Genomic DNA, 12,802 nt, shown 5'->3' on the forward strand with positions numbered 1-12,802 from the left:
TTGGCCCGCTGTAGAAACGATTTTTATTTGTAGTAAGATTGTGCTCCAACTACATACAAAGGGGTGTCCGTATGTCTGTCAGGCAATGCTTCAGAACCTCTGAAGCGATAAGGCCGATCAGGTTAGCCACAGGCAACTGGACCACCGGCTTAGGACCGGGTTGCTCGGGATCAGTCGCCCCTTCTAGGGGCACAAGGAGCACCCGGTTTATTCTTGGATGTAGGGAGGTTCGGATTAATGAAATCCGGTGGTTCGTACATATTTAATGACCGGCTTGTATATCGCAATCAAGAAGAGTATGTTGTGGTTGATAGGCCAAAGGTAGTTCAATATATTGATGCAGCCATGAATCAGCCAGATCTAGATGGTTTTCGAAAACATATTACGAACCTCAAGCTGGCGTTAGAAAACCCAGATGAAGACCTGATCACTTCTAATGGCCAGGGTTTCTCCTTGAGGCTAGAGCCTTTCCTGACTGATATTAAACAAATACTTGACGCCTACACCCTTGAGCGAGCACGGTACTATGCAGAGCGGTTGAAGAAGGGTTTGTCTGAAGTCAAGACTACCAAAGTCAACGACATTAACGTCCGGCGCTGGAAAGACTATGATGAAGTTTTTACTGACAGCCTCTGGAACATAAACCGTCGCGACAGTTCAGGTGCACACCTGGGGTGGTACTGGGGCAACTTCATCCCACAGATCCCGCATCAGTTGATGCTGCGATATACCAAAAAGGGTGAGTTAGTCGTCGACCCGTTTCTAGGTAGCGGCACCACTTTGATTGAGTGCCGTCGCCTCGGCCGTCACGGCCTCGGCGTGGAACTCAATCCAAAAACGCTCCATAAAGCCAGAGAACTGGTGGAGGCCGAAGAAAACAGGCACAACGTCATAACACGGTTGATTGTCGGCGACAGCAGGGTTTTTGATTTCGAAGCCGCAATACGGGCGATGGGGTTTTCGGCCATAGACTTATTACTCATGCATCCTCCATACCACGATATCATCCGTTTTGGCAGCGATGAAAACGATCTTTCCAACGCAAAAAGCACGAGAGATTTTCTCCACATGTTCGGAGAGGTACTGGATAATACTTTACCCCTACTGCGAAAAGGCCGTTATCTGGGCATTGTAATCGGCGACAAGTACAGTCAGGGAGAATGGATTCCTTTGGGTTTTTATTGCATGCAAGAAGCAATGAATCGCGGACTTTCTCTTAAGAGCATCGTTGTCAAGAACTTCGAGGAAACAAAGGGGAAACGCAATCAAAAAGCATTATGGCGTTACCGTGCCTTGTTGGGTGGTTTCTACGTCTTCAAGCATGAATACATCTTGGTACTTAGGAAAGTTTAGTAAGTATATCAGGATTGGGTATTGCAAATCAGATGGTCAGCGTCCCCTCCGCCGTCTCCACCACCTGGAGAATCTTCTCCCGCCGCCCGTTCCCGGCGTTGACGTACACCAGGTATTCGTTGCCGACCCTTTCGCCCCTGATTTCCCAGGCCAGGGCCTCCCCACCACCGGTTGTGGGAATGAGCACCAGGCGGGACGACCGGACTACAAAGTCCGGGTTGAGACCCCGGCGGGCGGCTTCGGCGGCACTGAGCGCGGGAGCCGGCAATTCCCGCGGCCGGTGGTACATCACGTAGTCCAGAGCGTTCAAACCGCTGACACGCCCCTGGTCCAGGGCCACCGTCACTTTGATCATGTCCGTGTACAGCAGGACGCCGTCTTGCCGCGGCACAAAGGCAAACATTACCGTGCCCTCGCCCTGCTGCTCCGAGGACACCGCCTCCATGTCCGGCCGGCCCAATCGGTTCAAGTACTCCTCGGCCGCACGCCGCGCCTCGCTGACGGACACCGCGGGCGCGCCGGGGGTTCTGGTGTCCAACATCCAGACCACTTCCCCGCCCCGCCGGGCCACGTCCACCAGAAACAACCGGTCACCATCGGGGTCGTTACGTTCCGCAACCTCCACCCGGTAAGACGGTATTCGGCCCTTGGTCGTCCCGGTTACCCGCGCCACCAATTCCCCTCGGGGCCGGTCAACCACGGCCAGCGCCCTTTCCCGGGCTTTTTCCTCCGTAGTGGGCGCACCGGTAGCGGCACGCGGCACGCGGCGGTCCATATGTTCCGAAAAGGCGCCGTCATAGACCAGTGTCGGAAACTGTTCCATCTCCCGGTTTACCGCCTCCAATGCGGTGCTCGCTGGGTCCGGCGGGGCCGGCCGGAGGGCGCCCCGGCGCGCACGCAACTCCGAAGCCAGTTCCCAGTACCGAGCACCGCCCGCCTCCACGCGGCGCTGCACCACCTGGAGTTGGGTGTTCAGGATGCCGGCCTGGCGGTGCAACTCCTCGAGCGTGTTCCACTGGTCCGGCGACGGGGGCCGGCCGGCAGCCACCTGCCGCATCAGGACGTTCGTGAACTCGCCTACCTGGTTTAGAAACTGGCTGGTCCGGCCGATGACCGCCGGCTGGACGGGGAGCTGGCTCAATTCCCGTTGGGCCAGGACGGCCTCCCGCCAGGTCTCCCCCAGCAGATCGGCGTCCTGGGGACTGCCGTCGCCGACCAGGACCTTGCCGAGGAGCACCTCCAGACCACGCACGTTTAGCACCGTGTCAAAAAAGGACCGCTGGTACTCGGCGTTGAGCAGGTTTTCGAGATGGCGTCGCGCACTCCACTGTTCAAAGGCCCAGGCGGAGACCACCGCCAGGACCGCCAGAGACACGAGCGCAACCAGCACGGGACGCTTCATTAATTCTTTCCTCCAGATTCATCTCACCCGGCCGGAGGCCCTAGCGGGCAAAAACGTGCCGACCGATCCTGGTGATAATCGTGCGGGTCCAGACCCAGGGGCTGGTCGACTTGGCCGGATTCCAGAAATAAAGGGACCCGTGGCTGGGATCCCAACCGGCCAGGGCCTGCCGGGCCGCCCGGTAGGAATCCTGTTCGACCGGCAGCCAGATCCGCCCGTTGGCCACCGGTTGAAAGGCTCGCGGTTGAAAGATCACGCCGGGAATGGTGTTGGGAAAGGAGGCATGCCTTACCCGGTTGAGGACTACCGCTCCCACGGCCACCTTGCCGACGTAGGGCTCGTTGGCGGCTTCGGCCTGGATCAGGCGTGCCAGCAACTGGACGGCGTCTTGTCCGCCCACCCTCCCGGTCACCGGAATAGCTTCTTCCATGCCGAACGGTGCCGGCGCATACTCCTGGACGGCAGGTACACTGGGCAGATCGGGCCACTCAATCGCGGGCGGGTACTGGAACCACCTTCCGGTGAGCCAGGCCACAACCAGGCCCACTATGGCGACGGTGAGGACGACCACTACAAAGAAAGCACTCTCACGACGAATACGCAGGCGGCTCACGTGAAAATCCTCCGTTGGTCTATTTCGGTTATTGTGCACGGTTATGGCCAAAAAAATTTATAAATGGGTAAAGGTTTTAACGTTGGCCGCCGGAGTAGGCGTGCACCGGGGCACGCGCTTGAAGTTCACAAAGGGAGCATGATCATGATTTGGAGAGCGTACCTTCGAGAAAAAGCGGTGAAGGCTAATGGGCCGACGGGCCGGTTAGGAAAATGCAAAACCCCGAACAACCGAAGGCAAGATTGTCCTTGTCAGAAATTTCTGCAACTAAGAAACAGAGCTTCGACCCCAACTTCCCAGCCAGCAATAACTAGAGCTTCAACCTTTAGTTACTGAATATTCAATAACTAAGAAACTAAGCTTTGACCCGGCGCAGCCGGTTAGACAGAAGGTGCGCCTGGCGCACCGGTTCCGGTAGGCGGTAACCCTGGCAGCAGGCCAGCGCCAGTTCGACGGCGGTATCCGGATCGACAAGGTGCCCGGGGGAGATGAACACCGGTTTCACTCCGCGCTTGGTTCTGAGGACGGTACCGACGACGCGGCCCTGGTGGACCAGGGGCGAGACGGCCCCAGGCTCGGGCCCCGGGGGATTGTAATCGCCCACCAGGACTGTCTTCGCCACCCCCAGGGTGGGCCGGTCCAGGAAGAGTCCGAGATGACTCGCGATCCCCACACCCCGAGGATGGGCCGTGCCCTGCCCGTCGCACAGCACCACGTCGGGAGTGACACGCAAGTGTTGCAGGGCCTCCAGCAGGACCGGGCCTTCCCGGAAGGACAGCAGACCCGGCACGTACGGAAAGGCAGCCGGCAGAACGGCGGTGGCCGCTTCCACCAGTTCGAGTTCCGGAAAGGAGAACACCACGGCGGCCGCGTAAAGCCGGTTATCCGTGCGGGCGGAAGACACATCGACGCCGCACACGTGCCTGACCCGCAACCCCGGCGGGAACTGGAACCGGAGTCGTCCGGCCAGCTCCCGCTGGAGTTCCCGCGCCCCGGCCGGCTCTATGGTCCAGGGGTGCAGGGAGTGCATCTTCATTTCTTCCGCACTTCGGCGTGCAGCCAGTTCACGAAATCCGCGTCCCCGTCAACGGTGTTGATGGCCAGAATGGCCGGCACCTCATAGGTGTGATTTTCCTTGGCCCAGAGAAGCACCCGGTCCACCAGGTCGCCGGTGGTCTTGGCGATGATCAGGGTTTCTTCCGCCTCGTGCACCCGGTCGTCCCACCAGTAGGTGGACACAATCCGGGGAATGATGTTGGCGCATGCGGCCAGCCTGTTCTCCACCAGTCCCCTGGCGAGCCGCTCCGCCTCCTCGAAATTGGGGGCCGTAATGTAAACCAGAGTGGTCGCACTCACTTATGGAACCTCCTTGTTCTTCTGAGCACTGTAAGCGGCGGCCCGCAGCACAAACCCAGGCGCCCATCCGGGAACGGACAGGGCGTGAATGTGCTTGTAGGCCGCCAGTACGTTTCGGTAAACGATCCCATCCCACTCGCCGTCTACACCGTATCCTTTCCGGACCCGGAACGCCAGCCGGGCGGTCCCGGTGTCCAGGGCGTGCACCCGCGAGTGGTGAAACTCGTGCCCCCTGATGGTGGTCCCAACCGGAAAGTAGGGATTGTCCCCAACGACGTCCACAATCATGTACCCGTGACCCCGGGGCCGCTCGTCCAGATCGACCTCAAAGGGCAGTGCCCCGGTCATGGCGTAGCTTTTCCCTTTCCAGGTAAGCCTCCGTCCCATGTACATCAGCCCGCCGCATTCGGCGTACACGGGCAACCCGGACTCGACCCGTTCACGGACGGCCCGGCGCAGGCGCACATTGGCCTCCAGCTCGGCGGCGAACACCTCCGGGAAGCCGCCGCCGACATAAAGCCCGTCCACGTCCGGGAGACCGTCGTGCAGGGCGTTGATGTAAACCAGTCCGGCGCCGGCCCGTTCCAGGGCCTCCAGATTCTCGGGATAGTAGAAGCTGAAGGCCCGGTCCCGGATCACCCCGATCAGCGGCCGGCCGCCGGCCGGTGCCACGGCGGCCGGCAACGGCGGGGGTGCGGGAAGCGGCGGCGCCGCACGGGCGATTTCCAGAATGCGGTCAACGTCTAGAAAGGTCTCCGCGTCGGCGGTCCAGGCATGCACCGCGCCGAGCAGGTGCTCGTCCTCACCGGCCGGAATCAGGCCCAGGTGCCGGTCGGGCACCTCGTAGGACCTGTTTTTCGGCATGGCACCCAGCACCGGGATCCGGCAGTAGTGCTCGACAGACGCCGTCAGCAGATCCCGGTGCCGCTGCCGGGCGACGTTGTTAAACACCACACCGGCCAGGTGCACCCGCGGGTCAAACATCCGGCAGCCAAGCACGACCGCGGCGGCGCTGCGGGTCATGCGCACCGCATTCACCACCAGGATGACCGGCGCTTTCAAAATCCGCGCAATCTCCGCGGTGCTGCCGCTTCCCTCCACGTCCACACCGTCAAACAGGCCCATCGCCCCTTCGATTACGGCGATGTCCGCATCCGCCGTCGCCCGCATAAACGAACCGGCCAGTGTCGGTTCGTCCATCAGGAAACGGTCCAGGTTGCGGCAACTCCGGCCGGCAACCCGCGTCAACCAGCTCGGGTCAATGAAGTCGGGACCCTTTTTGAACGGCTGGACCGCGAGTCCCCGCCCACGCAGGGCGGCGATCAGCGCAGCGGTAACCGTTGTTTTTCCCGACCGGCCCTGCGGTGCGGCAATGACCACCCGCGGCCTGCCTTCCACTTGCACGTCACCCGCCTTAAAGACACGCTTAACCCGGGGTGGGTCCCCGGGTTAAGCTTTGGCAAAATTGTCGCTACTTACACGCAGCCGGTGGGCTTGGGTAGACCGGCACACTTGCAGGCGCCCTTCGCCGGGCCGGTGGGGAACAGCTCGTACATCTCCTTCAAGGGGATGCCGCTTTCCTTGCAAAGTTTGCGAATCATCGGGGCGATGCCGGTCTTGGCGTAATAGTCCTTAAGAAAGTCTATTACGTGCCAGTGCCGCTCGGTAAGCTCACCAATGCCCTCCTGCTTGGCCACATAGTGCGCCCACCCCGGCCACCAAGCCGCGGGGTCGACCATGAAGCCGTCCTCGTCGACTTCCACCTGTTTTCCTTCAACTTCGACAAACGGCATTGTCCAAACACCTCCTTCTTAGAAATATTATTATTGAACTCCTTTTTTTAAAAGTGCCGGTACTCAGGACTAACAGCTTGCCAGCTAATTATAACACAGCTGCCGTTAGTCGCGAAACACCAGCGCATTGCCCACCAGATCGATCAGCCCGACTACCTCCACGGGAAGTTTGTGTTCCTTGACCATGGGGTAGAGCTGGGCTTTGCAGATGGAACACGGGGCACACAGAACCTCGACGTTGGTCGCCCGTACCTGTTCGGCCTTCTTGTTGGAGGCCAAGATCCGGTACTGGTACATCTTCGGGTCGTCAAACAGGATTCCGGAACCGCCGCCGCAGCAGAAGTTGGCCTCCCGGTTGGGCGTCATTTCCGTGAAGGCGCCCTTCGGCACCACCGCGTTCATTATGACGCGCATGTTGTCGCTGTGCCCGCAGGCCCGAGCGTAGTTGCAGGGATCGTGCAGCGTAATGCTGCGCGCATTGCGCTTCGGGTCCAGTTCGAGCAGCCCAGCCTTGATATAGGCCTCGACCTCGTCGTGGATGTGGGTCATTGGAATCCTCCTGGAGGCCGGCAAGTCCGACATGGTCGGTACGTACATCTTGGTCGCGCGCCAGCCGTGACCACACTCGCCCCAGACGATCTTCTTGCAGCCCAGGCGGGTGGTTTCCTCCATCAGCCTGGTCACCATCTCCCGCTGGACGCGGTTCTGGTCCATCAGGTAGCCGAAGTTCCCGGCCTCGGTGATGCGGCTGGAGATGGTCCAGTTGGCACCGACGTAATGGAAGAACATGGCCGCGCCTTTCAGCGTGTTCGGATTCAGCGCGAAGTCGGCCGACGATGGGACGTAAAGGATGTCCGAATCCGGCTTGTCGACCGGGAACGTAACCTTGAGCCCATCGTACTCCTCCGCAATCTCCTCGGACAAAAAGTCAAGCGTGTCGATGATCCCAGCCTGGGTCAGGCCCATATGGTTGCCGGTCCGCAGGATCGCGCCCGCAGTGGCGGTGTGGAGTTGCGGCCCGATGCCCAGCCAGAACAGGATCTGCCGCCCAATCATCGTCACCTCGGCGGTATCGATGCCGAAGGGGCAGACGTGCGCGCAGCGCCGGCACTCGGAACACTGGTAGTAATAGCTGAACCACTTTTCAATGGTTTCCAAGTCCAGGTCCTGGGCGCCCACCAGACCCGGGAAGAGTTTCCCCTGCACGGTGAAGTGGCGCTTGTAAACTTTCCGGATCAGGTCGGCCCGGCCGGCCGGGATGTTGTTCGGATCCCGCGTCCCCAGGTAGGTGTGGCAGTTCTCGGCGCAGGCACCGCACTTGACGCACGACTCCATAGCCATTACAAAGGAACGCACCTTGTGGCGGAATTCGTCCAGGTGCTGGATCGCCGCCGCCACTTTCTGGCTGTCGGGTACGGGTACGACCCCCAGTTTTAAAAACAGGTCTTCGGAAGCCCGCTTGGGCTGCCTCAACCCATTTGTCTCACTCATTTAAGGAACACCTCCTTTCTCAACGGCTATTTGGGAAGCTGCACCCTGGCACCCGGCAGACCGCGAGCCGGTTCATGGAACGGCCGGTTAATGATCCACCGCTCCCAGAAAAAGCCGAAAGAGTGCATCAGTTTGCTGAACGGGAAGATAATCATCAGGATCATTACCAGCGTGTACTTGGTGATAAAGAAAAGACTGTCGGGCATCGGGTGCGGTTGGAAAAGGAAAAGTCCCGCGAGGTACTCCCGAACCGGGGCATATCCCACATGGTATTCGGGGAATAGGCGCATGATATTACCCAGCGTGGCGATAGCGATCAGCAGCAACAGGTGCACATAATCACTCGCCGAGGAGATGGTCCGGACCTGCTCAACAACCAAGCGCCGCCCCAGCAGGTACACCAGCGCCAACCAGAAGACGATTCCCAGGCCGGTACCGAACCAGTCCGACATCTTGAGGCTCAGCTCCGGAGTGATAAAGCCGGGCGCCAGGATGTGGAACTGCAACCCCAGGGTGTAAAAGGCCTGAACATGCCCCGCCAGCATGAGAAACAGGGCGATGTGCATGAACCAGGCGCCAACCCACAGCGGCCGGTCAAACTTCAAGAGGTTCCAAAAAGTGGCCAACTGCCAAAGCATCCAGACGATAGCCGCGGACCAGCTCTTCGGCCACGGAGACAAGGTAATGTTGTGCACGATCCGCGGGATCATCCAGCGCCAGATCCGCCAGGCCACGCCGCCCAGAAACACTGTGACCGCAATGTAGGGCAGAATCTGACCGATAAATACGTTCACCTAGCAACACCTCCTTCTTTGGGAATGGTCTTGACGGAGGGTCGATTGAAACGGCCCTCCGGGACCGTTTGTTCATAATGCCGCTTCACAAGCAAACTGACAATAACCCTACTACCCGCTTGGCATCTCGGCGGATGCCGCGGTCTTCAAATGGTGAAACGAAGGGGTAGCCCCCCCAAACCGTGTACGATGCGCACTCCCTTCCTTTCACCCCCCGGTACCTGTCTGGACCGCAACTACACCTCTTGCAGCGTCACCGCGCCGGTCGGGCAGATGGTGACACAGGTCTCGCAGCCCATACACTCGTCGTTCACCACTTGCGCCTTTCCATCGACCAGTTTCAAGGTTTCCGACGGACAAGACTCCGTACATTCTCCGCAACCGTCGCAAACACCCTGGTCAACGGCCACTACGAACATAACCCCTTACCCCCCTTAAAGTTTGTTTTTTTATTTAGCCGACCAGCCGGTTTTGCCGGACACCCGGCCAGGGACAGCCATTTCCATACGTAATATATTCGCTATGTATTCGTGACCTCTGGCCATATTCCTGCTCCCGGAGAACAACTTTTTTGCATGATCTGATTTTTCAAACAAATACCGCGCTTCCGGTATCGAGATGGTTTTGCGCCCCCTCGAGCGGCAGGCGCCCCCGTTTTTGAAGGGCGGATATCGACGGCCTTCGAGGAAAACCCGCCATAACCCACATTAAGCCATTTGCGATGTTCGGGAGAAAAGATAAATAGGCTGTTTTAGAGTTGCGGAAAAAACATTTTACCCCGGTCCAATCCGGATTTTATGCGGTTTGCAGGGATGGGTAACGGGCGGATCGGCAAAATTGACCCCAAGGGAGAAAAGCGGAGAAAAAGCGAAGGAGAATGAGAAATAAGAAGGGAAACCCCCTTTTGTGGAGAATCCTTTTTGTAACCACCAAAAAAGAACCACGAAGGAGGTTTCCCTTATGGCCATTATACCACAACAGCGGCTTTTTGGGTGGCAGGAAATCGACGAACTCGGTGACTTGGAACGTTTTTTGCTTGTAGTGAACCACCTGCCCGATGAGCAGTTGATGCAAAAGCTGGAGAGAGAGCGTGGTAAGGGACGGGATGATTACCCGGTGCGGGCGGTTTGGAACTCCATCCTGGCCGGGATCGTATTTCAGCACGTGTCTGTGGAGAGCCTGCGGCGGGAACTCTGCCGGAACGGCCAGTTGCGGGAACTTTGCGGTTTTGATCCGGCCCGGGGCGAGGATGCCGTTCCGCCTTCTTACATATACAGCCGCATCTTGGTGAAACTGATGCGGCACGCCGACGAAGTGGAAAACATATTTACGCGGCTGGTGGATGAAATAAGAGTGCTGCTACCGGATTTCGGTCGAATTTTGGCCATAGACAGCAAAGCCGTCAGCAGTCTGGCCCGGGGCAAAAAGCGGGATGAAGAAGAGAAGGTCCAAAAGCCTGACGGGCGCCGGGACACCGATGCGGACTGGGGCCGGAAAACATACCGGGGGCGTAAGAAAGGCGGCACCCTATGGGAAAAAGTCGTGTGGTGGTTTGGCTACAAACTCCACCTTGTAGTTGACGCTGTTTATGAACTGCCGGTGGGATTTGCGGTGACAAAGGCGTCGGCCAGCGACGTGAAAGAGGGACATATACTCATTGATCGGGTGGCGAAAGAGCATCCGGAGATTGTGGCCCGCTGCGAGGCATTGGCGGCGGACAAAGCCTTTGACGACATCAAGCTAAACGTGAAACTCTGGGACGAATACCGGATCAAGCCCGTGATTGACATCCGCAACACGTGGCGGGACGGCGAGGAGACGTGGCTTGTAACCGGTAAGGAGAACATCGTTTACGATTACCGTGGAACGGTTTATTGTTGCTGCCCCGAGACAAACAAACGTCGCGAGATGGCCTTCGGGGGATTTGAGAAAGACCGGGAAACCTTGAAATACCGCTGTCCGGCCCGGCACTACGGAGTAGAGTGCCGGGGCATGGAACAATGTGCCGCAACCGGTGGGATACGTATTCCCCTGGTGGAAGACCGGCGGATCTTCACCCCGCTGGCGCGGTCCAGCTACAAGTGGAAAACACTCTACAAAAAGCGTACGGCGGTAGAAAGGGTAAATGCCCGCCTGGACGAGGCCTACGGATTTGAAAAGCATTTCATTCGGGGCTTGAAGAAGATGAAGCTGCGTTGCGGGTTGGCCCTGATGGTGATGCTGGCGATGGCCGTGGGCCGACTGCGACAAAAACAAGGAATAGACTTAAGGAGCCTGGTGAAGGCGGCCTGACGGGGCTCAACCGGAAAACAGATTACCTGCCAAGAGACGCCCAGAGTGGCGCTGGGGTAAGTTTGCCCTTTGGCAGAGCGGCATAGTCTATATACTCCATTTACCCCAGTTGCTAACTGTGTTTTGTGGCTTGGGGAACAGCCGGTGCCGGGTGTGGGCGTTGCCTTGTCGGGACCAAAAATGCTTACAACGCAAAACGCTGACATTGCTCGTCAATTGACAGGCGCCCCTGACTGCTGGTATTCTGAGTGCGGCGGCGCTTGAAGCCGCAGATCCGTTTCCTGTTGTACTAAGGAGGCGAAATCAATGCCTGTTTTCGAGTTTCGATGCCTGGAGTGCGGCGACCTTTTTGAAAAGTTTTTCCGGAATTCGGACAAGGGGGTCGAGGTCGCCTGTCCCAAATGCCGTTCGGAATCGTTCGAGCGCGTGATCAGCAGCACCAATTACGTAATGGGCTCCGGCAAACCGCAGAAACCCAAGATCACGACCAAGTCGTGCAGCGCGGGAAACACTTGTGCCACATTGGAAATACCGGGACCAACCAGGTGAGGCAGTGGTAAACGTAGGCTTCGGTAAAGAACTGGTCAAGAAGGTGTCCTGCCCCTTTTGCGGAATGGCCATCGACCGGCCACGCGAGTTGAAGACCCGCCGGCCCGGGGAGATGCCCGCGGGCGCTTGCGCCTGCGGCGCGGTGTACACGTTTGACATCACCGGACACAACCTGGGGTCGGCTTTTCTGGAGGCACTGGTCCTAGCCTGCGACATGGATTGGGAACTGGCTTCGGACCTGGCGTCCGGAGAGGACTATTCCGAGAAGATCCTTGAGAGATACGACGACCAATCACACTATATTGTCCCCGGGGGCGCTTATGAAGGGCGGAGGGTCGCCGGTGCCCTGTACTTTGTGCGGCTGCACCAGGAAATCCAGGAAGTGACCGGTGAAGGAGCGGCGAGAAGACTACTGCGGTCCGAGCCCGAGCCTTTCGTCCGGGCCGCCGTCAGGACCCCTGCCGTCCGCAAGAGTTCTCTGACCAAAAAACAGGTCGAAGAATTGGTCGGTGCCAACCGCATTGAACCGCTCCTGGAGGCCGCCGCCGCGCAGGACAAGAAGGTGCTCCGGCACCTGCAGCGCCTCCTGTGTTCCGGAGACCGGCTCTTCCGTTTCCGGGTGACCGAAACCCTGGGCCGGGTTTCGGCCGTGATCGCGGCCGAAGACCCGGCACCAGTCGCCAACCTGCTTCAAGAGCTGGCCAATTCGTTCCAGTACTCCGCCGCGTCGAACTGGGGCGCCCTGGAGGCCATGGGCGAAATCATCGCCCACGCACCCGGGGTTTTCGGCGGCTACATCCCGGTGCTGTACCAGTTCTTGCAGGACGAAGGCCTAAGGCCGCAAGCCGTCAGGGGCATAGGCACCGTCGCCCGGGTCCGGCCGGAATTGGTCCGCTGGACGATCCCCCGCCTCCTGCTTTTCCTCCAGGACCCCAATCCCGAGACCAGGGGCTGCACGGCGTGGGTGCTCGGCAACCTGGCCGCATCCGAAGCCAGACCCGGCCTGGCCGCAATCGCGGGCCGGGAAGAGGCGGTCGAGTTTTACGAGGATGGGAGAATCACGAGGAAAACGGTCGGCCAGCTGGCCGCGGAGGCCTTGGAGAATATAGAATTCAGAAGCCAGAAGCCAGAAACCAAAAGCCAAAAGCCAGAATGAGAC

Annotated in this window: 13 protein-coding genes; 4 read left to right on the top strand and 9 right to left on the bottom strand. The window is 59.0% G+C overall.

What is annotated here, in order from left to right; all coding sequences use genetic code 11:
• Positions 1 to 237 precede the first annotated feature (237 nt).
• Positions 238 to 1,353: a DNA methyltransferase gene (locus DAUD_RS11075; RefSeq protein WP_012303246.1), complete on the top strand. Its 1,116-nt coding sequence runs from the start codon at positions 238 to 240 to the stop codon at positions 1,351 to 1,353.
• A 28-nt stretch (positions 1,354 to 1,381) separates the two neighbouring features.
• Here DAUD_RS11075 and ypeB read toward each other — a convergent pair whose 3' ends face one another.
• From ypeB to DAUD_RS11120, 9 genes are all read right to left on the bottom strand, one after another.
• Positions 1,382 to 2,755: a germination protein YpeB gene (gene ypeB, locus DAUD_RS11080; protein WP_012303247.1), complete on the bottom strand. Its 1,374-nt coding sequence runs from the start codon at positions 2,753 to 2,755 to the stop codon at positions 1,382 to 1,384.
• A gap of 40 nt (positions 2,756 to 2,795) precedes the next feature.
• Entirely contained in the window at positions 2,796 to 3,368 is a 573-nt protein-coding gene (locus DAUD_RS11085) for a cell wall hydrolase (protein WP_012303248.1), read from the bottom strand.
• A 355-nt stretch (positions 3,369 to 3,723) separates the two neighbouring features.
• Positions 3,724 to 4,398, bottom strand: a complete 675-nt coding sequence (gene nfi, locus DAUD_RS11090) for a deoxyribonuclease V (RefSeq protein WP_200858710.1) — start codon at positions 4,396 to 4,398, stop codon at positions 3,724 to 3,726.
• A 2-nt stretch (positions 4,399 to 4,400) separates the two neighbouring features.
• On the bottom strand, positions 4,401 to 4,724 hold the full coding sequence (gene cutA / locus DAUD_RS11095; protein WP_012303250.1) for a divalent-cation tolerance protein CutA: 324 nt from the start codon (positions 4,722 to 4,724) through the stop codon (positions 4,401 to 4,403).
• Positions 4,725 to 6,122: a cobyrinate a,c-diamide synthase gene (locus DAUD_RS11100; RefSeq protein ID WP_012303251.1), complete on the bottom strand. Its 1,398-nt coding sequence runs from the start codon at positions 6,120 to 6,122 to the stop codon at positions 4,725 to 4,727.
• Positions 6,123 to 6,199: 77 nt separating this feature from the next.
• Positions 6,200 to 6,517 carry a TusE/DsrC/DsvC family sulfur relay protein gene (locus DAUD_RS11105; RefSeq protein ID WP_012303252.1) on the bottom strand — a complete coding sequence of 106 codons (318 nt, stop codon included), beginning with the start codon at positions 6,515 to 6,517 and terminating at the stop codon, positions 6,200 to 6,202.
• A 105-nt stretch (positions 6,518 to 6,622) separates the two neighbouring features.
• Positions 6,623 to 8,008 (bottom strand): (Fe-S)-binding protein, encoded by a 1,386-nt coding sequence (locus DAUD_RS11110; RefSeq protein ID WP_012303253.1) that lies wholly within the window; start codon positions 8,006 to 8,008, stop codon positions 6,623 to 6,625.
• Between the two features lie 26 nt (positions 8,009 to 8,034).
• The gene (locus DAUD_RS11115; protein ID WP_012303254.1) at positions 8,035 to 8,802 is read right to left on the bottom strand and encodes a respiratory nitrate reductase subunit gamma; all 768 of its coding nucleotides are present in this window, start codon (positions 8,800 to 8,802) and stop codon (positions 8,035 to 8,037) included.
• A 236-nt stretch (positions 8,803 to 9,038) separates the two neighbouring features.
• On the bottom strand, positions 9,039 to 9,221 hold the full coding sequence (locus DAUD_RS11120) for an indolepyruvate ferredoxin oxidoreductase subunit alpha (protein ID WP_012303255.1): 183 nt from the start codon (positions 9,219 to 9,221) through the stop codon (positions 9,039 to 9,041).
• Between the two features lie 541 nt (positions 9,222 to 9,762).
• Between DAUD_RS11120 and DAUD_RS11125 the strand changes: the two genes are divergently transcribed.
• The 3 genes from DAUD_RS11125 to DAUD_RS11135 all read left to right on the top strand — a co-directional run bounded on the left by DAUD_RS11125 (position 9,763) and on the right by DAUD_RS11135 (position 12,799).
• Positions 9,763 to 11,094, top strand: coding sequence for a transposase (locus DAUD_RS11125; RefSeq protein ID WP_012301317.1), 1,332 nt, complete (start codon positions 9,763 to 9,765; stop codon positions 11,092 to 11,094).
• A gap of 306 nt (positions 11,095 to 11,400) precedes the next feature.
• Positions 11,401 to 11,643, top strand: coding sequence for an FmdB family zinc ribbon protein (locus DAUD_RS11130; RefSeq protein WP_012303256.1), 243 nt, complete (start codon positions 11,401 to 11,403; stop codon positions 11,641 to 11,643).
• Positions 11,644 to 11,647: 4 nt separating this feature from the next.
• A complete protein-coding gene (locus tag DAUD_RS11135; protein WP_012303257.1) occupies positions 11,648 to 12,799 on the top strand; it encodes a DVU0298 family protein in 1,152 nt (383 codons plus the stop codon).
• Positions 12,800 to 12,802: the final 3 nt, after the last annotated feature.

It is taken from the genome of Candidatus Desulforudis audaxviator MP104C (assembly GCF_000018425.1).
GTDB classification, from domain to species: Bacteria; Bacillota; Desulfotomaculia; order Desulfotomaculales; family Desulforudaceae; genus Desulforudis; species Desulforudis audaxviator.